We start from the raw sequence: 21753 nt of genomic DNA on the forward strand, positions 1-21753 counted from the left end.
GCTACGCCCTCCCTACGAGACCCCACCCCCGCGTTCTCATCCTGATTGACGCTGGATTCTCAGCCTGTTTGTCGCGCGGCAGTTGCTGCCCATGGTCGGCGTGGCCATCGCCACGATCGGGCTGGGCTTTGTGGTGGCCGCCTTCCTGATGCGGATCGCCAAGGTCGATGTGATCACCGCCTCGCTGGCGTCGATCCCCATGGGCCCGGTCGAAAGCGCGATCCTGGCGGAAAGGCACGATGTGCCGCCCGGTCCGGTAATCTTTGCGCAAACGCTGCGCATCATGCTGCTGGTCGTGCTGATCCCACCGATCATCGTCGCCCTGGATGGCACCATTACCGATCCGGTCGCGGTGCTGCGGGATATGGAATGGACCCTGCCCGGCGCAGCCCTGCTGTGCCTGAGCGGGGTCGTCGGCGCGCTGGTGGCCCGCGCGGTGCGGCTGGCCAATCCGTTCTTCGTTGGATCACTGGCCGGTGCCGCCCTTGCCGCCGCCTTCAGCCTGCCGATCAGCGCCTATCCCTATGCGGTGCTGGTGCTGGCGCAGGTGTTTCTGGGCGTCTGGCTGGGGGCGGTGTTCAACCGCGATCTGCTGCGCCGTGCCGGAGGGTTCATCCCCGGCGCGATCCTCGCCTCGATCCTGCTGATCCTGCTGTGCGTCGTCATGGCACTGGTGATGGCATGGATCACCGGCCAGTCATGGCAGGTCATGCTGTTGTCCACCGCCCCCGGCAGCGTCACCGAAATGGCCCTGACCGCCAAGATTCTGGATGACGGGCTGGCGATCGTCACCGCCTTTCACGTGATCCGGATCTTCATCATCCTGCCCTTTGCGGGCACGATCATCGGCCTGACCGCCCGGCTTGCCAAACGCTGGAACCTGCACCCGCGCTGACGACCGGCGCGGACCGGGCAGGCCTCAGGTGGCCTGCACCGGCACCGGCCTTGCGCGGACGGAGCCATGCGCCATGGCGCGGCCCGAGACGTCAAAGAACTGCACCGCATCGGCATCGGCCTCGATCGTCAGGGTCTGCCCGACCTTCAGAAGGCTGCCGTGCCCGTCGCGCATCACCAGACGATCCGCGCCGATGCGCATGTGGATCAGGGTTTCGGCCCCCAGCGCCTCCACCAGCATCACCTCGGCCTCGACGCCCTGACGCCCGATGCGCATCATCTCGGGCCGCACACCGACGGCATCGGCGCTCGCAGGTGCGCCACCCGCCAGCGAAGCCATGGCCTGCCCCGCCGGTGTGGCGATGTCGAACACGTTCATCGGCGGCGCGCCGATGAACTCGGCCACAAAGCGGCTGGCCGGGTTTTCATACAGGTCCATCGGCGTGCCGATCTGCTCGATCTTGCCTTCGGACATGATCACGATCCGGTCGGCCAGGCTCATCGCCTCGACCTGGTCATGAGTCACGAAGACGAATGTCGCGCCCAGACGCCGGTGCAGATCCTTCAGCTCGGCGCGCAGCTGCGTGCGCAGCTTGGCATCCAGATTCGACAGCGGCTCGTCGAACAGGAACACCGCAGGTTCGCGCACGATCGCGCGGCCCATGGCGACGCGCTGGCGCTGACCGCCAGACAAGGCCCTTGGCTTGCGGTCAAGATACTGCCCGATCTGCAGCGTGGCCGCCGCCGACGCGATGCGACGGTCGATTTCCGCCCGGGGCGTGCCCTGGTTCTTCAGCCCGTATTCCATGTTCTTGCGCACCGACATATGCGGATAGAGCGCGTAGTTCTGGAACACCATGGCGATGTCGCGCTCGGCCGGCTCCAGCTTGTTCACCACGCGGCCCGCGATCTCGACCTCGCCCTCGGAAATGGTTTCCAGCCCCGCGATCATCCGCAGGATCGTGGATTTGCCACAGCCCGACGGGCCGACCAGCACGATGAACTCGCCATCCGCGATGTCCACCGACGCCCCCGCCACGGCACTGACGCCGCCCGCATAGGTTTTGCCCACATTCTTCAGTTTCAACTCGGCCATGATTATTTCTCGCTGTCCACAAGGCCCTTCACAAAGAGCCGTTGCATGAAGATGACGACCAGAACCGGCGGCAGCATCGCCAGTACCGTGACCGACATGATGTAGTTCCAGTTCGGTTCGCTGTCGACGACGTCGGCCATGCGCTTGATGCCTGCGACGATGGTCTGATAGCTGTCATCGGTGGTGACAAGGATCGGCCAGAGATACTGGTTCCAGCCATAGATGAAAAGGATCACGAACAGCGCCGCGATATTGGTCTGCGACATCGGCAGCAGGATGTCCTTGAAGAACTTCATCGGCCCTGCCCCGTCGATCCGGGCGGCCTCCGTCAACTCGTCGGGGATGGTCAGGAACACCTGACGGAACAGAAAGGTCGCGGTGGCCGAGGCCATCAGCGGCACGGTCAGACCGGTGTACGAGTTCAGCAGGTTCAGGTTCGAGATCACCTCGAACGTGGGCACGATGCGCACCTCGACCGGCAGCATCAGCGTGATGAAGATCATCCAGAAGGCCAGCACCCGGAACGGAAACTTGAAATACACGATGGCAAAGGCCGACAGGATCGAGATCGCGATCTTGCCGAAGGCAATCGCCAGCGCCATGATCATCGAGTTCGTCAGCATCACCCCGATGGGCACCGACATCTGCGAGGACACGCCGCCCTGAAACACCCCCGTGTAGCTTCCGGCGATGTTCGCGCCGGGCAACAGCGGGATGGTGCCGCTGACAAAGGCCGATGGCTCGTGCGTCGAGGCGATGATCGCCACGTAAACCGGAAAGGCCACGATCAGCACGCCCAGGATCAGGACGGCATGGGCCAGATAGTCTAGCCAGCGTTGATTTTCGACCATGATCCTGCCTCCTCAGTAGTTCACACGACGTTCCACAAAGCGGAACTGGATGACAGTCAGGGCGATGACAAGCACCATCAGGATCACCGACTGCGCCGCCGAAGACCCGAAATTCAGCCCGACAAACCCGTCCTTGTACACCTTGTAGACAAGGATGTTGGTGGCCTGCGCCGGTCCGCCCTCGGTGGTGGCGTCGATCACGGCAAATGTCTCGAACAGGGTGTAGACGATGTTGACGACCAGCAGGAAGAAGGTCGTGGGCGACAGCAGAGGCAGCGTGATGCTCCAGAACCGCTTGAACGGTCCGGCACCGTCGATGGCCGCGGCCTCGCGCAGGCTGTTGGGAATGGATTGCAGCCCCGCGACAAAGAACAGGAAATTGTAGCTGATCTGCTTCCACGCGGCGGCGATCACCACAAGCACCATCGCGTCATTGCGCGACAGCGAATGGTTCCAGTCATAGCCGAACAGGTTTTCAAGGATATAGGGCATGATGCCGATGGTGGGGTTGAAGATGAACCACCACAGGATACCGGCCACGGCGGGGGCCACCGCATAGGGCCAGACCAGCAGCGTGGTATATCCGCGACTGCTGCGGATCATCCGGTCGACCGCCAGCGCAAGGACAAGCGAGGTCACAAGCGCCAGTATCACGGTCGAGATCGAAAAGACGACCGTCACCTTCATCGCGTTGACGTATTCGGGATTGTCGAACAGCCGGGTGTAGTTGCGCATCCCGACAAAGGTCGAGGACATGCCAAAGGCATCTTCGCGCAGGAAGGACTGCCGCACCGCCTGTGCCGCAGGCCAGAGAAAGAAGATGCCCGTGATGATCAGCTGCGGCGCAAGCAGCAGGTAAGGCAGGCCCTTGCCGCCGAATATCGTGCGTTTCGTCTGCATCGGTCCCCCGCGATGAAAAAGCCCGCGCCGCGACATGCGCGGCGCNGAAGTCGCGGATCAGCGCGTTGCCACGCTCGACCACGGCGTCAAGTGCGCCCTGTGCGTCCACATCACCGGCCAGAAGGCGCTGGAACTCTTCGTCGATCACGGTGCGGATCTGGACGTAGTTGCCAAAGCGCAGCCCGCGCGAGTTCTCGGTCGGCTCGTTCAGCGTCATCTGCTGGATCGACACCTCGGCACCGGGAGTGGCCTCGTAATAGCCCTGCTCCTTGCCCAGGTCATAGGCTGCCTGTGTGATCGGCAGATAGCCGGTCTGCTGGTGCCATGCGGCCTGAACCTCGGCCGAGGACAGGTAGTTGAAGAACGCGGCAACACCTTCCAGCTCCTCGTCCGAGGCACCCGACAGAACCCACAGGGTCGCGCCGCCGATGATCGAGTTCTGCGGTGCACCCTCGACATCGTCATAGTAGGGCAGCATGCCAAAGCCGACTTCGAAATCGGTGTTTGCCAGCACACCCGCACGCGACGCGGACGAGTTCATGTACATCGCACATTCCTGCGCGTAGAACGCCGGCGGGGCATCTGCACCACCACCCGGGCCGCCATAGCGGAACACGCCGTCCTGCTGCCAGCTTGCCAGGTTGTCCCAGTGACGCACCTGAACCGCGCCATTCACGGTCAGCTCGGTCTCCAGCCCGCCAAAGCCGTTCTGCAGCGTGCCGATCGGCTGGTTGTGCCAGGCCGAGAAGTTTTCCAGCTGCGCCCAGCTGACCCAGCCGGTGGTGAAGCCACATTCAGCCGCGCCCGATTCCATGATCTGACGCGAGAACGCCTCGACATCGGCCCAGGTTTCGGGGGCGACTTCGGGGTCCAGACCGGCTTCTTCAAAGACGGCCTTGTTGTAGTACATGATCGGCGTCGACGAGTTGAAGGGCATCGACAGCATGTTGCCCTCGGGATCGGCGTAATAGCCGACAACGGCGGGCAGGAAGGCATCGGGATCGAAATCCGCGCCGGTCTGTTCCATCAGCTGGTAGACGGGCACGATGGCGCCTTCGGCGGCCATCATGGTGCCGGTGCCGACCTCGAACACCTGCACGATGTTGGGCTGCTCGCCCGCGCGGAACGCGGCGATCGCGCCGGTCATCGTTTCGGTATAGCTGCCACGATAGGACGGCAGAACTTCGTAATCGGACTGCGAAGCGTTGAAATCGGCGACGATCCCTTCAAGGATCTGGCCCAGCTCACCGCCCATGGCGTGCCACCAGTCGATCTGGGTCTGGGCATTGGCATGCGCGCTCAGCGCAAGGACGCTGACGGCACTTGCCGCCGCAATCTGGCGAATCTTCATGTGTTTCTCCTCCGGCCGGAAGCCCGGCGCTTGGTTCGGTCAGGAAACGATGGGCAGCCCTCACGGCTACCCCTCAGACCGCCGTCTATCCGTCTTTTGTGACACATATGTTACAACAGCCCGCCTGCGCGACATGACCCAAGGGAAAATCAACCAAAAGGTCAGAATTTCAGCAGGGGGCAGACCCGCGCGATGCGCATCTTGGGCGTGGCAGATCAATCCATTGGAATTTCAAGGTAAAAACAGACAGCCACCACAAACCCCGCTGGCGCGCAAGCACCGCGCCCGCAACCCGGCCACACTCCGGCAATCACGTCCGACCGGCCTGCGCGACCTCCAGCGCGGCGCAGGTAGCATGCATCAGCGAGGGCAGATCGCCGGTCGGCGGCGGGGCCGCATCGCCTTGCATCAGCGCGGCTTCAAGGTCGGACAGACGTGCGTGCAACCGTTTCGCGCCCGCAATCGCCGCAGCCCCTGCAAGCGCATGGGCATGGCGACGCAACAGCTCCGGGGGCGCGGTGCCCTTCTGCAATATCCCCACCAACGCCTCGGCCTCCTTGCGAAAGCCCGCGACAAAGGCCGCGCGGGCCGGTCCGTCCAGCGTGCGCGCCAAGCCGTCCATCCCCGCCGGATCAAGCACCGGCAGCCCCTGCCCGTCCTCTACCGGGCGCATGGGCCCATCAACGGACTGGCCGCGCAACAAGGCGCGCAGCCCCGCCCAGGTCACCGGCTTGGTCACCACCTGGTCAAACCCCGCCGCCGCCGTGTCGGGATCATCGGCGGCATGGATATGCGCGGTCAGCGCCACGATTCGCGTGGTTGCATTGGGGGCACCGGTCTGCCGGATCGCGCGGGCCGCTTCGGCCCCGTCCATCACCGGCATCGAGATATCCATCAGGATCAGGTCATAGGCAGCGGCCTGGGCCGCCGCCACGCCCTGCGCACCATCTGCGGCCTCGTCCACGATATGGCCATCCTTTTCCAGCATCTCGCGCAGGATAAAGCGGTTCACCGGGTTGTCCTCGACCACCAGCACCCGGGCCGCACGGTCCGCCGCGCCATCCGGCCCCTTGTCAGGCCCTTGAAACGCCTCGCCTTGCGCCCCGCGCAACACGGGCAACGGCAGGCGCACCCAGAACACGCTGCCCGACCCGGGTTCGCTTTCGACGCCGATCTCGCCGCCCATGGCCTCGACCAGCCGCCGGGTGATCCCAAGGCCCAGCCCCGTGCCCTCGCGCACCATGCCGTCAGCCGGCTCCAGCCGCACGAAATCGTCAAAGATCCGGTCCTGCCCTTCGGGGGCGATTCCGATGCCGGTATCGGTGACCTGGATTTCCACCACCGGGACCACGCCCATGCCCCCGGCCGATATCTCCAGCGTCACGCTGCCGTCGGGCGTGTGTTTCAGCGCGTTGTCCAGCAGGTTGGTCAGGATCTGGCGCAGCCGCACAGGATCGCCCTGAACGCGCGCCCCCGCAGGCAGATGCACCATGTGATGCAACTGCACCCCCCGCGCCTTTGCCGCCGGGGCAAACCCGCGTATGACGCCCCGGCTCAGCGCCTCCAGATCCACCGCCTCCTGGCGCAGCACGACGTCGGACGATTCTATCTCGGTGAAATCCAGCACCTCGTTCACATGGCCCAGCAGGGTTTCGCCCGACCCTTCCAGTATATCCAGATAGTCGGACATCCGGCCCCGCCCCGCCCCGTCAGCCTCGGCGCGCAGCAGGTCGATCACCCCAAGGATGCCATTCAGCGGCGTGCGCATCTCGTGGCTCATGACCGCCATGAACCGCGCCTTGGCCCGCTCGCCCGCCAGCGCCCGGTCGCGGCTGTCCTTCAGATCGCGCTCGTTCGCCAGCCGGTGCGAGATATCGCGGAACACATACACCCGCACGACCCCCAGCAGCGTCTGCTCCTCGCCCAGCGATGCCTCCAGCGGCACGATGCGGCTGTCGCTGCACCGGCCCTTCACGCGGCTGCGCCGCTCGGCCGCGTCCAGCGTCGACACATCCGCCAGATCCTCGATCGGCTGGCCCAGAGCCGCGCTGCGCGACAGACCGAACAGCCCTTCCGCAGCGGCGTTGAACTCGGTGATACGGTTGGCACCATCGGTCACCACGATGGCATCCTGCGAGGTTGTGACGATGGTGGACAGCCGGGTTGTGGTCTGCCGCAACTCGTTCGCCTGCGCGCGCGACATGCGAAACTGCCGCCACACGATCAGCGTCAGCCCCGCCATGAACCCCATCAGCAGCACCGCCACCACGGCAAGGTTGCGCAGCGCCATGAACACATCGTTGCGCAGCGCCTCTTGCTGCATCGCCACCCCGTGCGTGACGCGCGAGGCAATGGCGTGCACGTCGGCGCGCAGATCCGGCAACAGGTCCATCATCCGGTCGGTCGCCGCCATCAGTTCGGCGTCGCTGCCGTCGATCACCGGCAGCAGTCCATCCATGCGCGTTCCCAACGCCTCCACGACCGCAGTCGATTCGGCCGCCCGCACCTGCGCGCGATACAAGGGCGCGTCGCGCAGGATTTCCAGCCGGCTGTACAGCACGTCAAAGGCAAAGCGGATGTCATCCGGGGTCGATTGCCCGGCCCGCGCACTCAGCACCACGCGCTGAAGCTCAAGGATCTCGACCTCGGTCTGGGAGACGATCCACGTGATGTTGTCATCGCCGCTGGTGGCCAGGGCGCGCAGCTCGGGCACGACGCGCATGGTCAGGTTCACCGACAGCAGCAGCGACAGGCCGATGCCCAGCACAAGGGCCGAGACCGGCAGCCAATCAAGGCGCCACCGCCACAGCCGTGCACGCAAATTCGCCATCTCGGCCCCCAATTCCCTGCCGTCAGGTTACGGCGCGATCTCGATCCGGTCCAGTTGCCAAATGCTTTGCGCATAGATCGATTCGGTGCGAAAGGCCGGGTTGCCGTCATACGGGTACACCAGCCAAAGCGGCCCCTTGTCGCGCACCGACATCGCCGCACCGTTGCGCTGTGTCGCGATCAGCGCCCCGTCGCTGCGCACGTCGCGCGCCGCGATCTCGATCACATAGGCGTTCCTGGCGTGCAGGGTCAGGGTGCCATCCTCTATTCCCAGACAGCGCATCATCGTCTTCAGCCGCACGCCCCGGAACACCTGCTCGCCGTCGGTCCACAGTGTCCGGGTGCGGAACCCTTCCTGCGGCAGGGCGTCCAGCGCGGCGCGATCCATCGCGATGTGGTGGCCCTGCCCGTCCTGACCGCCCCGTACCGATATTTCCAGCAACACAGGCCCCTTCGGTTCTGGCAGGTCACAGGCCACGTCCGGTGGTACCTCCCGTTTCGACGCATCGGGCAGACTCACCCAGATCACCGCCGCCGCCAAAATCACCGTCATCACAAGGATGCCTGCCATCCGCATTCGTATGTTCGCGCCTCCCATGCGCGTTTTTTCTACTCAACTTATCAAGAGACAAGTTTGACGGATTCAGATACCTATGCAGAGGAATAGGGTTAACGTAGAGGAAGCCGGACCGGGTCATGGCAAGAGTGCTGATAGCAGATGACCACGGCCTCGTGCGCGCGGCCCTCGCCTCTTACCTGGTCGAGATCACGGGCAACCGCATCATCGAGGCGGCGACATTGCCCGAGGCACTCGGCATCATCGCGCGCGATGGACCCTTCGATCTGGTCCTGCTCGACTACACCATGCCGGGGATGAGCATGCCCTCGGGGCTGACGCAGGCGATCAAGGCCAACGCCCCGAATCCGGTGGCGATCCTGTCCGGCACCGCCCCGCCCGACATCGCCCGCCGCGCGCTGACAGCAGGCGCGCGGGGCTTCGTGCCGAAATCCATCGACCCCGAGGAGATGATCGCGGCGGTGCGCCAGATGATCGCCGGCGAAATCTATCGCCCGCAGGAATTTCTGGACAGCGAGCAGCCCCGACCTGCCCCGGTGCACATCACCCCGCGCGAGATGGACGTGCTGCGCGGCGTGATGGCGGGCAAGTCGAACAAGGAAATCGCCCGCGACCTCGAGATTCAGGAAGTCACGATCAAGCTGCATGTCAAGACCATCTGCCGCAAGCTGCAGGCGCGCAACCGCACCCACGCCGCCATGCTGGCGCGCGACCTCGATCTTTCCTAAAGCCGCGCCGCCAGCGCCGCCGCGCCGCGCAGCGTTATCAGCGGATCAGTGACCAGCGTGACCGGCACACCCGCCAGCAGGTCGGTATAGGCGCGCTGGCCCACCATATCGCCATGCAGCGCGCGCCAGTCCAGCCGCTCGGCCAGCGCACTCGACACACCTCCGGTCAGGTACACGCCCCCCGTCGCCATATGCGTCAGAACCATGTCGCGCAGATAACCCGCCAGCGCCTGCGCCAGCACTTCGCGCACCTCGGCACGGTCCAGCGCCTCGGCCCCGGTCGCCTGCACATCGCACAGCACGCGCGCCAGCCACGGCAGCGCACGCCCCGAGATCACGTCCTCGGCCACCACCTCGCCACCCTTCGCCTGTGCCAGCGCGCGCAACCCGTCGCTGACCTGCGGCAGGGTCACGTTGCCCGCCTCGGCCACCGGCACGAAAGTGCCACCGGGCAGATCATGCACCGCACAGGCGTTCAGCCCGGTGCCGATATTGACCACCAGCCGTACGCCCGCTGCCTGCACCGGCCCGGCCAAGGGGCGCAGGCCATCCTGCGGCACATGGGCCAGCCCATGCCCCTGCCCCACCATGTCATTGAACAGCCGCACCGGCACATCACCCAGGACGCCACGGATCTGGCCCGGGTCCAGCACCAGCCCCCGGTTGGTCAGCGGCAGCACCTCGCCACGCAGCGCCCCGGCCCCGGCGATGGATACCGCGCGCACATGCACCCCCGGCACCGTTGCCAAAAACGCGCGCAGAACCGCGCCGAAATCATCGCCACCTTCCGGGGCCAGCCACAGGGTGCCGGGCACGATCACGCCCTTGTCGGCCAGCGCCAGCCGCGACGCAGTGCCGCCGATATCGCCGATCAGATCCATGCCAGACCCGCATTACCAACGCGCACCAAAGCAAGACGGCCCAAGGCACAGCCCGGGCCGCAAGCGCAGGTCAGCACCGGATCACCCCCGGCGACGGCGGCCACCACCACGGCCACCCCGGCCACCGGCATCGCCCGGCGCCTTGTTGAACCTGATCCACTCGCCCCCCGAAGGGTCGTTGTTGGTCAGGAAATTGGCGGCGCGGATCGCCTCCATCTCCTTGCCCGGGCGCGGCTTCATGCTGCCCAGACCGAACAGGGTCACGAATGTCTCGTCATCCATCCCCTCGGGCAGCGCGATGCCCGCCGCCTCGACCTCGGCGCGCTTGGCGGCAATCGCCGCCTGCGTCACCGGCAGGGCCACCGGGTTCATGATCGCACTGGTCATCCCAGCCGTCATCGCCATCGGCAGAAAGGCATTGTTGATCCCGTGCCGGTTGGGCAGACCGAAACTGATGTTGGACGCGCCGCAGGTGGTGTTCACCCCCAGCTCCTCGCGCAGGCGGCGCACCAGCGTGAACACCTGCAATCCGGCGGTGCCCATGGCACCGATCGGCATCACCAGCGGATCGACCACGATATCATGCGCCGGAATCCCGAAATCCGCCGCACGTTCCACGATCTTCTTGGCCACGGCAAAGCGCACATCGGGGTCTTCGGAAATCCCGGTATCGTCGTTGGAAATCGCCACCACCGGCACGTTGTATTTCTTGACCAGCGGCAGCACCTGCTCCAGCCGCTCTTCCTCGCCGGTCACCGAGTTCAGCAGGGGCCGCCCTTCGCACATCTCAAGCCCCGCCTGCAACGCGCCGGGCACCGAGCTGTCGATGCACAGCGGCACATCGACAATCGCCTGCACCCGCGCGATCAGCTCGCGCATCAGCGGCGGCTCGACAAAGTTGTTGTCGGCGTAACGCGGGTCCTCGGCCATCCTGTTGGAAAACACCGCGCCCGAGTTGATGTCCAGCACCGTCGCCCCGGCGGCCACCTGCGCGATCGCATCCGCCTCGACCGTGGAAAAATCGTCCTGCTCCAGCTCGGCGGCCAGCTTCTTGCGGCCGGTGGGGTTGATGCGTTCACCGATCACGCAGAACGGCTGGTCAAAGCCGATGATGGCGGTCTTGGTCTTGGACTCGACGATGGTGCGGGTCATTTTCTGTGGTTATCCTGTGGTTTGATTGGCGGGCACGCCTGCCGTACCGCCATTGTCGATGGCCCATTGGGCGTTGGTCTTGATCCCGCCCAGCGGAAAGAAATGCACGGCTTCGATGTTGAAATCCGGGTTGGCCGCCTTGTGCGCGGCCAGCGCGGCGATCACGTCGGTCGGCTCATACGGCAGCAGCAGTTTCGAGACATCCATCGCCCGCTTTTGCAACACTTTGAGCGAAGGTCCAACCCCGCAGGCAATCGCGAACTTGATCAGCGTCTGCAACTTGGCCGGCCCGGCGATGCCGATATGCACCGGCAGGTCAATCCCCGCCGCCCTGATCGCATCGGCCCAGGCGATAATCGGCCCGGCCTCGAAGGCAAACTGCGTGGCCAGAGCCATTTGCGCATCCGTGCGTTCGGAAAACCCCTGTTTCCAGCGCAGCGCCTCCATCACCAGCGCGTCACCGCCATCCGTGTCGATATCGCGGTTGCCCTCGGGGTGGCCCGCCACGTGCAGCCGCTCGAAATCGCCGAACAGCCCGGTGTCCAGCAGCTGCATCGAACTGTGGAACGCGCCCACCGGCTGCGCCACGCCGCCCGCCAGCAGCAGCGCCTGCCGCACATCGGCCTCGCCGCGATACATGGCGATCCAGTTGGCCAGCGTCGCGCGGTCCTTGATGATGCGCGCCGGGAAATGCGGCATCACGTTGAACCCATCGCGCGCCAGACGCCGCGCGGTCGCCACCATGTCCTCGATCGGGGTGCCGTCGATATGGGCGATGTAGACGCGCGTGCCCTGGGGCAGCAGATCGCGGAAATCCTCGACCTTTTCGGCGGTGCGCGGCATCACCTCGATCGAATAGCCTTGCAGGAACGCCTCGACCTGCCTGTTGGCAGGCTTCACGGCGTCGTCACGTCTCTTGAAATTCAGCAGCGCCATCGCAGTCTCCAACAGCCCCATCGGGGTCAAGCCCATCCATCATTGGCGATCAGCGCCTTGATCCGGTCCTGATCGTATTCCGCCTCCAGCCTTGCGGCCTCGGCCTGGGCGACCTCCATCGGGTCGCCTTCGACGGTATAGGGGGCAGCCTTGCGCCATTCGGCCAGGTAATCATCGGTCTCTGCCGCGCCCGATTTCATCGCGGCGCGGTCGATGGCCTGTTCGAACCGTTCGGCAAGCTGCCGCTTCGACCCGCGACGGCCCTTGCCGACGATGACCTGCGCCGGGATATCCCGCCAGTAGACGATCGTGACTTCAGGCATGACGTTGAGTCCCCTCATAATCCGTGGTTCCGGTTGTAGGGCAGCGCGGGGCCCGCATAGGTGCGTTTTTCGACATTCCCGGCCCCGCCTGCGACCATTTGGGTTTAGCCGCATCCGCCCGCACAGGCCACAGCCCCGCCCCATCATTATCGCCAACATCTTTATGAGCCGCGCAAACCACGCGCTTGCGCCGGGGGGGCCAAGCGACTAGTTTGGGGATAACTCGAAATGGAGGGCGTGAGTAATGACGCCCAAGCGTCCCAAAGGTGCGGGCGCGTTCCCGAAACCGGTGGCAACCCCCGCGCCGCAAATGCCCGACCCGGCCGAGCTTTATGCCGCGCTGGATCTGGGCACCAATAGCTGTCGCATGCTGATTGCCCAACCCAAGGGCAGTCAGTTTCATGTCGTGGACAGCTTTTCCAAGTCGGTGCAACTGGGCGCCGGTCTGGAACAGACGGGCCGACTGGGCCGGGCGTCGATGCGGCGCACGGTGCAGGCGCTGCGCATCTGTCAGCAAAAGCTGAAACGCCACAAGGTCCGCCACATGCGCCTTGTCGCCACCGAGGCCTGCCGCCGCGCCAAGAACGCGGGCGAATTCATCCGCGAGGTGCAGCGCGAAACCGGCCTGAAACTGGAAATCATCCAGCCCGAGGAAGAGGCGCGGCTGGCCGTCATCTCCTGCGCGCCACTGGTCAGCACCCGCACCGAACAGTTGCTGGTGGTGGACATCGGCGGCGGCTCGACCGAACTGGTGTGGATCGACCTGTCGTCCGTGCCCTATCGCGAACGCCCGCGCGCGATCATGCGGCTGCACGCGGGGTTCCACCCCACCGACAGCCCGTTTCCCGCCGCCAAGGTGGTCGACTGGATCAGCGTGCCGCTGGGCGTCGCCACCCTTCGCGACCAGTTCAACGATGTCGAGGACGACGCCGCGCGCTTTGCCCTGATGAGCTGGTTCTTCGAGGAAAACCTCGCCGAATTCGCCCCCTACAAGGACGAGCAAAAGCGCGAGGGCTTTCAGATCGTCGGCACATCAGGCACGGTCACCACCGTGGCCGCCAGCCATCTGGGCCTCAAACGCTATGACCGGACCAAGGTGGACGGGCTGCGCATGACCTCCGACCAGATCGACCTGGTGATCCGCGACTACCTCTCGCTTGGCCCCGAGGGCCGGCGCACCGACCCGCGCATCGGACAGGACCGGCACGCGCTGATCATGTCAGGGGCCGCGATCCTTCAGGCGCTCTTGCGCTGCTGGCCCACCGACCGGCTGTCAGTGGCCGACCGTGGCCTGCGCGAGGGGCTGCTTTACGCACAGATGAGCGCTGATGGCGTTCTCGAAGACGGGCCTTTCTGAAAGGCGGAATGGAACCAATGGCTAAGACACCGACCGGCAAGGGCCCCACGGGCAAGACCCCAGCAGGCAAGACCCCCACGGGCAAGAACACATCCGGGCGCGGGCAGCGTGACCTCAAGGTGCAGGTGAAAACCGCACGCGGGCGCAAGCTGTCCTCGACCCGCTGGCTGCAACGCCAGCTCAACGACCCCTACGTCGCCCGCGCCCGCAAGGAAGGCTATCGCGGCCGCGCCGCCTTCAAGATCATGGAGCTGGACGACCGTTACCGCTTTCTGGTGCCCGGCGCCCGCGTGGTCGATCTGGGCTGCGCGCCCGGCGGCTGGATTCAGGTCGCGATCCCGCGCATCAACGCGCTGGGGGAAAAATCCGGCAAGGCGCAGGGCCGCATCCTGGGCATCGACCTGCAAGAGATCGAAGGCATCCCCGGCGCCGAGATCTATCAGCTTGATTTCATGGATGACGGGGCCGACGCGCAGGTCAAGGAATGGCTGGGCGGCAAGGCCGACGTGGTGATGTCGGACATGGCCGCCTCAAGCTCGGGGCACAAGCAGACCGACCACCTGCGCATCATCTCGCTGTGCGAGGCGGCGGCCTATTTCGCCTTCGACGTGCTGGAACCGGGCGGCACATTCGTCGCCAAGGTTCTGGCCGGCGGGGCCGAGGGCGATCTGCAAAAGCTGCTGAAACAGAAGTTCACCAAGGTCGTGAACGTCAAACCCCCCGCCAGCCGCGCTGACAGTTCCGAGAAATTCGTGGTCGCAACCGGCTTTCGCGGCTGACCCGCACAGCCACAACACCAAGGCGCGGGCACAGCAACGCGCCCGGCACGTCCGGTGTGGCCCCCGGGGATTGCACATTCCCCATCACCGCGCCAAAGTCGTCGCGCTGCATCGCACAACACCCGAAAGGCCCGTCCATGTTCACCCCCGATCTGCTGACTTCCATCCGTGACCGTTTCGCCCATGTCGATGCCTGCCCCATCACCGGCCCGCGCTTGTTCTTTGAAAACGCAGGCGGCGCGCTGACCCTGAAATCGGTGGTCGATACCACGGCGAATTTCGCCGCCATCCCCGACAATCAGGGCCGCAACAACGCCGCCAGCGCCCATCTGATGCAGGTGATCGCCAAGGCCCGTGCCGATACCGCGCTGCTGCTGAACGCCCCCGGCGGGCAGGTCGTGCTGGGCGAAAGCGGCACCGAGATGCTGTATCGGATGATCCGCACCGCCTGTATGGGCACCGGCCCCGGCCCGGTCATCGGCACCACGCTGGAACACCCCGCCTCGCGCAGCGCGGCGCGGCTGTGGGCCGAACGCGCCGGGCGCGACTATATCGCCGTGCCCCATGACGACGCCACCGGCACCGTCACCGCCGATCACTACCGCCCGCATCTGCGCCCCGATCTGGCCGTCGCCACGATCATCCACACCAGCCCGGTCACCGGCATGGGCGTGGACATCGACGCCATCGCCGCCGAGATCCGCGCCGTTGCGCCCGACTGCCTGATCATCGTCGATGGCATCCAGCATGCCGCGCACGGCGGGATCGACCTGTCGGCGGCGGGCATCGACGGCTACGCGGTCTCGCCCTACAAGATGTTCTCGCGCCACGGCTATGGCGTGGCCTGGATCTCGGACCGGCTGGGCGCCCTGCCCCACGAGGCGCTGATCGGCGGCCCGGCGGAAAACTGGGAGCTTGGCACCCGCGACACCGGCGCCTATGCCACCCTGTCAGATGTGGTGCAGTATCTTGACTGGCTGGGCACGCAGGTCAGCGACGCCGAGGCCCCGCGCGCGCGGCTGACCGCAGCGGCAAAGGCCATCCACGACCACGAAACCGCGCTCTGCGATGCGATGATCCACGGCACCGGCAACCACGCCGGTCTGGCTAGCCTGCCCGGGCTGCACATCCTTGGCGGTCCCGACAATCCGGCCCGCGAAGGTCTGGTAGGATTCTGGATCGACGACATGCCCTCGGCCGATATCGTGTCCGGGCTGGAGGATCGCGGCGTGCGCGTGCACATCCGCAAGGCCGATCACTACTCGGGCAACATACTTGACCCGCTGGGCCGCCCCGATTGCGTGCGCGTGTCGCTGGCCCATTACAACAGCATGGACGAGGTCACCCGGATGCTGGATGCCATGGCCGAGATTACCCGCGACTGAAGCCACCAAGAACGCCAAAGGCCGGGTATCCCCCCGGCCTTGCCGCCTGAAATCACACGCACCCGGATAGGCATGGCGTGTGCATAGCCGGTGCATGGCAATCACATCGCCAAAACCGCCCTATTCGGCCAGATGACAGGCTACGCGCGTCTGGCCGATCCTGCGCATCTCGGGCCGCTCGGTGCTGCACCGCGCCACGGCGATCGGACAGCGCGGATGATAGGCGCACCCGCTTGGCGGGTTGATCGCATCCGGGATCTCGCCCTTGGGCGGCTCAACCTCGCGGCCAAACCCGTCCATACGCGGCGCGGCGGCGAACAGCATCTTGGTATAGGGATGCTTGGGGTCAGAAAACAGCACGTCGCGGGGGGCTTCCTCGACCAGCCGGCCAAGATACAAAACCCCAATGATATCAGCCATATGCTGCACGACTGTCAGGTCATGGCTGATGAATAGATAAGTCAGGCCGAATTCTTCGCGCAGGTCCGTCATCAGGTTCAGAACCTGCGCCTGCACCGACACATCCAGCGCCGAGGTCGGTTCGTCGCAGACGATGATCTTGGGCTCGGACGCCAGCGCGCGGGCAATACATATCCGCTGCCGCTGCCCGCCCGAGAATTCATGCGGGTATTTCCCGGCATCCTTGCCCGATAACCCCACCTGCTCCAACAGTTTTTCCGCCAAGCCAGTTGTATCGCCACCCTTCACCGCCACGGGTTCGGCGATGATATCCCGCACCCGCCAGCGCGGGTTCAGCGAGGCATAGGGGTCCTGAAAGATCATCTGGATCTCGGCGCGCACGGCCTCGACCTTGGCGGCGTCCTTTTCCGTTGCCAGATCAACGCCTTGTACCTCGACGCTGCCACTGCTGGGCGGCACCAGACCAACCATGATCTTGCCAATCGTGGACTTGCCCGAGCCGCTTTCCCCGACCAGCGCATAGACGCTTTTCTCGGGGATCTCGAAGCTGACATCCGACACGGCGGTCAGCAGCGCCTTGGGCGATCGTTCGATCACCCGGTTCAGCCAGGGTTTGGACACGTCGAACACCCGTGTCAGGTGCGCGACCTTGATCAATGCGCTCATGCCTCGGCCTCTTTTTTCTGTGTTGCGCCAAGCGGATACCAGCAGGCTGCGCGACCGTCGCAGGTGTCCAGCGTGGGCCCGGGATCAGCGCGGCATGGCCCCTGCGCATAGTCACAGCGCGGGTGAAAGGCACAGCCCGTGGGCAGGTTGCCCAGCCGCGGCATCGACCCGGGGATCTGTTTCAGCCGCGACCGCCCCTGGCTGGCCAGCGGGGTCGAGGCCATCAGTCCGGCGGTATACGGATGCCGCGCGGCGGTCAGCACCTCGCGCACCGGGCCCAGTTCGGCCAGACGCCCGGCATACATCACCGCCACGCGGTCCGCCGCCTCGGCGATCACGCCCATGTCATGGGTCACCAGCATCACCGCCACGCCGCGTTCGCGGCACAGCCGTTTCAGCAAGGATATGATCTGCGCCTGCACCGACACGTCCAGCGCGGTCGTCGGCTCGTCCGCGATCACCAGATCGGGTTCGGCACACAGCGCCAGCGCGATCACCACGCGCTGCCGCATTCCGCCTGAAAATTCATGGGGATAGCTGCCGATCCTGCTGCGCGCGGCGGGTATCCCCACCTCTTCCAGCGCGGCAATCGCGCGTTCGGTCGCCTCGGATTGCGACACGTCCAGATGCTCGGCAATCGTCTCGGACAGTTGCTCGCCTATGGTCAGCAGCGGGTTGAGCGAGGTCAGAGGATCCTGAAAGATCATGCCCATCTTCTTGCCCCGCAAACGGCGCAACGCATCGCCCTTGAGCGCATGGATGGGCTGGCCCGACAGAAGGATCTCGCCCGATGTGACGCGTGCGGGCGGGTCCAGCAGGCCAACGACCGCATTGCCGGTCATCGACTTGCCGGCACCGGATTCGCCGACAACTCCAAGGATTTCACCAGCCTGGATGTCATAGCTGACGTTGTCCACAGGGCGCAGCAAGCCCTGGCGCGTGGGGATTTCCACGACCATGTTGCGCACGGATAGAACGGGAGTATCGGTCATCTCAGCCTCGGATTCAGGGCGTCACGCAGCCAGTCGCCCAGCAGGTTGATCGACAGGGCCAACGCCAGCAGGGTGACGGCGGGGAACAGCAGGATCCACCACTCGCCCGAGAACATGAACTCCTGCCCGATGCGGATCAGGGTGCCAAGGCTGGGTTTGGTGGGGGGCGCGCCGACGCCCAGAAAGCTCAGCGTGGCTTCGGCGATGATGGCCAGCGCCAGCGAGATCGTGGCGATCACCAGCACCGGGTTCAGCACGTTGGGCAAGATGTGGCGCAGCATGATCGAGAACGGCGACCGCCCGATCAGCCGCGCGGCCTGCACGTATTCGCGCGACTTTTCCACCAGCGTGGCACCACGGACAACGCGGGCGAACTGCACCCAATCCGACAGCCCAATGGCCAGGATCAGCACCCAGATCGCCACCTGATCGCGGTATTCCGGCGGGGTGATGCCTTTTGCGACGCCAAAGATCAGCATCGCCACAAGGATCGCGGGAAAGGTCAGCTGCACATCGGCGGTGCGCATGATGATCGTCTCGGTCCAGCCGCCCAGATAGCCCGCCAGCAGACCCAGCGTCACGCCCAGCACCAGCGCCAGCCCGACAGCGGCAAAGCCCACGAACAGCGAGATCCGCATGCCGTAAAGGATTGTCGAGAACACGTCGCGCCCCTGATCATCCGTGCCCATCAGGAACACTTCGCCGGTAAAGGCATTGGCCGTGCCCGGCGGCGTGAACCCGTTCATCAGGTTCAGCGAGCCGGGGTTGAACGGGTCATGCGGCGCGATCAGCGGCGCGAACAGCGCGCCCAGCATCAGGATAAGCACCACCGCCGTCGACACCATCGCCACCGGATTGCGGCGGAACGACCACGCCAGATCGCTGTCCCAGCCCCGACGCAGGCGCGAGGGCCGGATCTCATCGGAAATATCGGCCATCTCAGTGTCCCCCGGCAGTGCGGTCGACGCGCAGGCGCGGGTCGATCGCGAAATACAGCATGTCGACGATCAGGTTGATGCCCACGAACATCACCGAGATCATCATCAGATACGCGGCCATCACCGGGATATCGACGAACTGGATCGCGTTGATGAACAGCAGGCCGACGCCCGGCCACTGGAACACCGTCTCGGTGATGATGGCAAAGGCGATGATGCTGCCCACTTGCAGACCCATCACCGTGACCACCGGCACCAGCGTGTTCTTCAGGGCGTGGCGGAAGTTGACCGAGCGTTCGCGGATGCCGCGTGCGCGGGCAAAGCGGATGTAGTCCATGCGCAGCACCTCGAGCATCTCGGTGCGCACAAGCCGCATGATCAGGGTCATCTGATACAGGCCCAGCGTGATTGCGGGCAGGATCAGCGCCTTTATCCCGCTTTCGGTCAGAAACCCGGTGGTCCAGCCGCCCACGCGCGTCACCTCGCCCCGCCCGAAACTGGGCAGCCAGCCCAGTTCGACCGAAAACACATAGATCAGCAGGATGCCGATCAGAAAGGTCGGCAGCGAAACACCGATCAATGACACCGTCATGACCACGTTGGCGGGGATGCCCCGCCTTCGGATCGCGGTAAAGATGCCCAGCCCGATGCCCCCGGCCAAGGCCATCAACCCGGACACGAAGGCCAGTTCCAGCGTGGCGGGCAGACGCTCCATCAGAATGTCCGATACCGGGCGACCCTGGCGATAGCTCAGCCCGAAATTGCCCTGTGCGGCCTGCTCCAGAAAGCGCCAGTATTGCACGACAAAGGGCTGATCCAGCCCAAGCTGATCGCGCAGGCGTTCGATATCGGCCTGGGTGCGCTCCTGCCCCAGCATGGCGTCCACCGGGTCGCCGACAAAGCGGAACATGGCAAAGGCCACAAGCCCCACGACCAGCAGCACCAGCACCGACTGCAACACGCGACGGATGATATAGGCGAGCATCTTGCGCTCCGTTCAAAGCGGAAAGCCGCGCCCGGGGATACGGGCGCGGCCAGACAAGGGCGGGTTGATGCACCCGCCCGGTGCGGATCAGTTCATCGAGAAGAACTTGATCTTGGGATCATCCTCGGGGCTGACCTCGGTGCCGACCTTTTCGGCCATGCCCCAGTTCAGAACCTGATGGTGGATCGGCAGATACAGCGTCTGCTCCTGCACCTCGTCCCAGATCGTCTGGATCGTGGCGTTGCGCTTGTCCAGATCGGTCTCGGATTCCAGCGACTGGATCATCGCGTCGATTTCTTCGTTCGAGTAGCCGGTCGCATTCCAGCTGCCACGCTCGGACCCGCGCGTGTGCACAAGGAAGTTGAACACATAGGCGGAATCGTAGGTGGGAACGCCCCAGCCCAGCATGAAGAAATCGGTCTCGTCGTTGGTGATCAGCGGAAAGTGCTGCGCCTTGGGCTTGGCGTCCAGGTTCACCGTGACACCGATCTGCGCCATCATGCCGACCGCGGCCTGACAGATCGACTCGTCGTTGACGTAGCGGTCGTTCGGGCAATCCAGCTGGATCGAGAAGCCGTCCTCGTATCCGGCCTCTTCCATCAGGGCCTTGGCGCCTTCGATGTCGGTGCTGATCGCATCCATCTCTTCTGTCCAGCCGTTGACGAAGGGCGGCGCGATCATGCCTGCGGGGGCAGACTGGCCACGCATCACGACCTGCTGGATGGCTTCGCGGTTGATCGCCATGTTCATCGCCTGACGCACGCGCACATCGGCCAGCGGGTTGGCGCCTTCGACATTGTCGTTCTCAAGATCGTCGGCCCCGACGTTCATGCCGAAAAAGATCGTGCGGTTCTGCGGCGCGGTCTTGACCACCAGCCCGTCGGTGTTGCCCACGCGGGTCAGATCCTGCACAGGCACGTCCTGGATGAAATCGACCTCGCCCGACAGCAAGGCAGCCACGCGGGTGGCGGCGTTCTGGATCGGGGTATAGGTGATCTCGGTCACGTCCAACGGAAACTCGTCCATGCCCCAGTAGTCTTCGTTCAGGGTCAGAACAGTGCGCACGTCAGGCTCGCGGCTGACCAGCACGTAGGGGCCGGTGCCGTTGGTGTTGGTGGTGGCGAAGGTCTGCTCGCCGCCTTCCACGTCCTGCACCTTGACCGCGTTGTTGGCCTCGGCCCAGTCCTTGTCCATCATGAACAGGTTGGTCAGGTTCGAGGGCAAGATCGGGTTGGGTCCGTCAGTGACAAATTCGACCGTGTGATCATCCACCGCGCGCACCTCGGTGATCGAGGTGAGCAGTTCCTTCATGTCGGAATCGTCGGACTTGGCACGGTTGATCGAGAACACCACGTCCTCGGCGGTAAAGTCCGCACCATCGTGGAATGTCACACCCTGGCGCAGGTTGAACACCCAGACATTGGGATCATCCTCTTTCGGGGCCCAGTCGGTGGCCAATGCCGCCTGAAACGCGCCGGTCATGTCGCGGATGATCAGCGGCTCATATATCTGGTGGGCCAGCGTGTGGGTCGGACCTTCGTTCTGGGCATGGGGATCCAGCGTCAGCGAATCGCCCGCGCGCGCCCAGCGAAGAGTTTCAGCCGATGCGCCGATCGCGGTGCCGGCCAGCAGTGCGGCTGTCAAAAGTGCAGTCTTTTTCATGATTTGCTCCCCGTTTTGCGTCAATATACTCGTGCGACGCGATGGCGCGAG

Annotated in this window: 19 protein-coding genes and 1 pseudogene; 5 read left to right on the plus strand and 15 right to left on the minus strand. The window is 64.9% G+C overall.

Annotated features, from left to right (window positions below):
* Positions 1-82: 82 nt before the first annotated feature.
* Positions 83-895, plus strand: coding sequence for an AbrB family transcriptional regulator (locus ACFTOW_RS04310; protein ID WP_379913436.1), 813 nt, complete (start codon positions 83-85; stop codon positions 893-895).
* Between the two features lie 24 nt (positions 896-919).
* Here the strand turns inward: ACFTOW_RS04310 and ugpC are convergent, their stop codons facing one another.
* From ugpC to ACFTOW_RS04340, 6 genes and pseudogenes are all read right to left on the minus strand, one after another.
* Positions 920-1990, minus strand: a complete 1071-nt coding sequence (gene ugpC, locus ACFTOW_RS04315; protein ID WP_379913438.1) for a sn-glycerol-3-phosphate ABC transporter ATP-binding protein UgpC — start codon at positions 1988-1990, stop codon at positions 920-922.
* Between the two features lie 2 nt (positions 1991-1992).
* A complete protein-coding gene (ugpE, locus tag ACFTOW_RS04320) occupies positions 1993-2841 on the minus strand; it encodes a sn-glycerol-3-phosphate ABC transporter permease UgpE (RefSeq protein WP_379913440.1) in 849 nt (282 codons plus the stop codon).
* A 12-nt stretch (positions 2842-2853) separates the two neighbouring features.
* Complete coding sequence (ugpA, locus tag ACFTOW_RS04325; RefSeq protein WP_379913442.1) at positions 2854-3741, minus strand: sn-glycerol-3-phosphate ABC transporter permease UgpA; 888 nt, start codon at positions 3739-3741, stop codon at positions 2854-2856.
* Positions 3742-3793: 52 nt separating this feature from the next.
* Positions 3794-5092, minus strand: a pseudogene (gene ugpB, locus ACFTOW_RS04330) (sn-glycerol-3-phosphate ABC transporter substrate-binding protein UgpB); the annotation flags it as partial.
* A 310-nt stretch (positions 5093-5402) separates the two neighbouring features.
* Positions 5403-7922, minus strand: a complete 2520-nt coding sequence (locus ACFTOW_RS04335; RefSeq protein ID WP_379913444.1) for an ATP-binding protein — start codon at positions 7920-7922, stop codon at positions 5403-5405.
* A gap of 27 nt (positions 7923-7949) precedes the next feature.
* Complete coding sequence (locus ACFTOW_RS04340; protein WP_379913446.1) at positions 7950-8474, minus strand: putative pterin-binding protein; 525 nt, start codon at positions 8472-8474, stop codon at positions 7950-7952.
* 143 nt (positions 8475-8617) lie between these two features.
* Between ACFTOW_RS04340 and ACFTOW_RS04345 the strand changes: the two genes are divergently transcribed.
* Positions 8618-9226, plus strand: a complete 609-nt coding sequence (locus ACFTOW_RS04345) for a LuxR C-terminal-related transcriptional regulator (RefSeq protein WP_379913448.1) — start codon at positions 8618-8620, stop codon at positions 9224-9226.
* Here ACFTOW_RS04345 and ACFTOW_RS04350 read toward each other — a convergent pair.
* From ACFTOW_RS04350 to ACFTOW_RS04365, 4 genes are all read right to left on the minus strand, one after another.
* The gene (locus tag ACFTOW_RS04350) at positions 9223-10107 is read right to left on the minus strand and encodes a glucokinase (protein ID WP_379913450.1); all 885 of its coding nucleotides are present in this window, start codon (positions 10105-10107) and stop codon (positions 9223-9225) included. The two genes, ACFTOW_RS04345 and ACFTOW_RS04350, sit on opposite strands and share 4 nt — an antisense overlap.
* 81 nt (positions 10108-10188) lie before the next feature.
* The gene (locus ACFTOW_RS04355) at positions 10189-11259 is read right to left on the minus strand and encodes a methyltetrahydrofolate cobalamin methyltransferase (protein WP_379913452.1); all 1071 of its coding nucleotides are present in this window, start codon (positions 11257-11259) and stop codon (positions 10189-10191) included.
* A 9-nt stretch (positions 11260-11268) separates the two neighbouring features.
* Positions 11269-12195 (minus strand): methylenetetrahydrofolate reductase, encoded by a 927-nt coding sequence (locus ACFTOW_RS04360; protein WP_379913548.1) that lies wholly within the window; start codon positions 12193-12195, stop codon positions 11269-11271.
* Between the two features lie 26 nt (positions 12196-12221).
* On the minus strand, positions 12222-12518 hold the full coding sequence (locus ACFTOW_RS04365; RefSeq protein WP_379913454.1) for a virulence factor: 297 nt from the start codon (positions 12516-12518) through the stop codon (positions 12222-12224).
* 244 nt (positions 12519-12762) lie between these two features.
* Here ACFTOW_RS04365 and ACFTOW_RS04370 point away from each other — a divergent pair, with 244 nt between their 5' ends.
* From ACFTOW_RS04370 to ACFTOW_RS04380, 3 genes are all read left to right on the plus strand, one after another.
* Positions 12763-13875 carry a Ppx/GppA phosphatase family protein gene (locus tag ACFTOW_RS04370; protein WP_379913456.1) on the plus strand — a complete coding sequence of 371 codons (1113 nt, stop codon included), beginning with the start codon at positions 12763-12765 and terminating at the stop codon, positions 13873-13875.
* Between the two features lie 17 nt (positions 13876-13892).
* Entirely contained in the window at positions 13893-14654 is a 762-nt protein-coding gene (locus tag ACFTOW_RS04375) for an RlmE family RNA methyltransferase (RefSeq protein ID WP_379913458.1), read from the plus strand.
* A gap of 137 nt (positions 14655-14791) precedes the next feature.
* Positions 14792-16039 (plus strand): aminotransferase class V-fold PLP-dependent enzyme, encoded by a 1248-nt coding sequence (locus ACFTOW_RS04380; protein WP_379913460.1) that lies wholly within the window; start codon positions 14792-14794, stop codon positions 16037-16039.
* A 120-nt stretch (positions 16040-16159) separates the two neighbouring features.
* Here ACFTOW_RS04380 and ACFTOW_RS04385 read toward each other — a convergent pair whose 3' ends face one another.
* The 5 genes from ACFTOW_RS04385 to ACFTOW_RS04405 all read right to left on the minus strand — a co-directional run bounded on the left by ACFTOW_RS04385 (position 16160) and on the right by ACFTOW_RS04405 (position 21702).
* A complete protein-coding gene (locus ACFTOW_RS04385) occupies positions 16160-17125 on the minus strand; it encodes an ABC transporter ATP-binding protein (protein ID WP_379913462.1) in 966 nt (321 codons plus the stop codon).
* Entirely contained in the window at positions 17122-18117 is a 996-nt protein-coding gene (locus tag ACFTOW_RS04390; protein ID WP_379913464.1) for an ABC transporter ATP-binding protein, read from the minus strand. Before ACFTOW_RS04390 ends, ACFTOW_RS04385 begins: the two co-directional genes overlap by 4 nt.
* Entirely contained in the window at positions 18114-19055 is a 942-nt protein-coding gene (locus ACFTOW_RS04395) for an ABC transporter permease (protein ID WP_379913466.1), read from the minus strand. The genes ACFTOW_RS04390 and ACFTOW_RS04395 overlap by 4 nt, the downstream gene beginning before the upstream one ends.
* A gap of 1 nt (position 19056) precedes the next feature.
* The gene (locus ACFTOW_RS04400; RefSeq protein WP_379913469.1) at positions 19057-20040 is read right to left on the minus strand and encodes an ABC transporter permease; all 984 of its coding nucleotides are present in this window, start codon (positions 20038-20040) and stop codon (positions 19057-19059) included.
* 87 nt (positions 20041-20127) lie between these two features.
* A complete protein-coding gene (locus ACFTOW_RS04405) occupies positions 20128-21702 on the minus strand; it encodes an ABC transporter substrate-binding protein (RefSeq protein WP_379913471.1) in 1575 nt (524 codons plus the stop codon).
* Between the last annotated feature and the right edge of the window lie 51 nt (positions 21703-21753).

Origin of the sequence: Lacimonas salitolerans, from assembly GCF_042677865.1 — a bacterium.
GTDB lineage: Bacteria > Pseudomonadota > Alphaproteobacteria > Rhodobacterales > Rhodobacteraceae > Lutimaribacter > Lutimaribacter salitolerans.

Excerpts from the sequence above, each read along its gene's own strand:
- ugpC (WP_379913438.1), bottom strand. The coding sequence starts at position 1,990 with ATGGCCGAGTTGAAACTGAAGAATGTGGGCAAAACCTATGCGGGCGGC.
- ugpE (WP_379913440.1), bottom strand. The coding sequence starts at position 2,841 with ATGGTCGAAAATCAACGCTGGCTAGACTATCTGGCCCATGCCGTCCTG.
- ugpA (WP_379913442.1), bottom strand. The coding sequence starts at position 3,741 with ATGCAGACGAAACGCACGATATTCGGCGGCAAGGGCCTGCCTTACCTG.
- ACFTOW_RS04335 (WP_379913444.1), bottom strand. The coding sequence starts at position 7,922 with ATGGCGAATTTGCGTGCACGGCTGTGGCGGTGGCGCCTTGATTGGCTG.
- ACFTOW_RS04340 (WP_379913446.1), bottom strand. The coding sequence starts at position 8,474 with ATGACGGTGATTTTGGCGGCGGCGGTGATCTGGGTGAGTCTGCCCGAT.
- ACFTOW_RS04345 (WP_379913448.1), top strand. The coding sequence starts at position 8,618 with ATGGCAAGAGTGCTGATAGCAGATGACCACGGCCTCGTGCGCGCGGCC.
- ACFTOW_RS04350 (WP_379913450.1), bottom strand. The coding sequence starts at position 10,107 with ATGGATCTGATCGGCGATATCGGCGGCACTGCGTCGCGGCTGGCGCTG.
- ACFTOW_RS04355 (WP_379913452.1), bottom strand. The coding sequence starts at position 11,259 with ATGACCCGCACCATCGTCGAGTCCAAGACCAAGACCGCCATCATCGGC.
- ACFTOW_RS04360 (WP_379913548.1), bottom strand. The coding sequence starts at position 12,195 with ATGGCGCTGCTGAATTTCAAGAGACGTGACGACGCCGTGAAGCCTGCC.
- ACFTOW_RS04365 (WP_379913454.1), bottom strand. The coding sequence starts at position 12,518 with ATGCCTGAAGTCACGATCGTCTACTGGCGGGATATCCCGGCGCAGGTC.
- ACFTOW_RS04370 (WP_379913456.1), top strand. The coding sequence starts at position 12,763 with ATGACGCCCAAGCGTCCCAAAGGTGCGGGCGCGTTCCCGAAACCGGTG.
- ACFTOW_RS04375 (WP_379913458.1), top strand. The coding sequence starts at position 13,893 with ATGGCTAAGACACCGACCGGCAAGGGCCCCACGGGCAAGACCCCAGCA.
- ACFTOW_RS04380 (WP_379913460.1), top strand. The coding sequence starts at position 14,792 with ATGTTCACCCCCGATCTGCTGACTTCCATCCGTGACCGTTTCGCCCAT.
- ACFTOW_RS04385 (WP_379913462.1), bottom strand. The coding sequence starts at position 17,125 with ATGAGCGCATTGATCAAGGTCGCGCACCTGACACGGGTGTTCGACGTG.
- ACFTOW_RS04390 (WP_379913464.1), bottom strand. The coding sequence starts at position 18,117 with ATGACCGATACTCCCGTTCTATCCGTGCGCAACATGGTCGTGGAAATC.
- ACFTOW_RS04395 (WP_379913466.1), bottom strand. The coding sequence starts at position 19,055 with ATGGCCGATATTTCCGATGAGATCCGGCCCTCGCGCCTGCGTCGGGGC.
- ACFTOW_RS04400 (WP_379913469.1), bottom strand. The coding sequence starts at position 20,040 with ATGCTCGCCTATATCATCCGTCGCGTGTTGCAGTCGGTGCTGGTGCTG.
- ACFTOW_RS04405 (WP_379913471.1), bottom strand. The coding sequence starts at position 21,702 with ATGAAAAAGACTGCACTTTTGACAGCCGCACTGCTGGCCGGCACCGCG.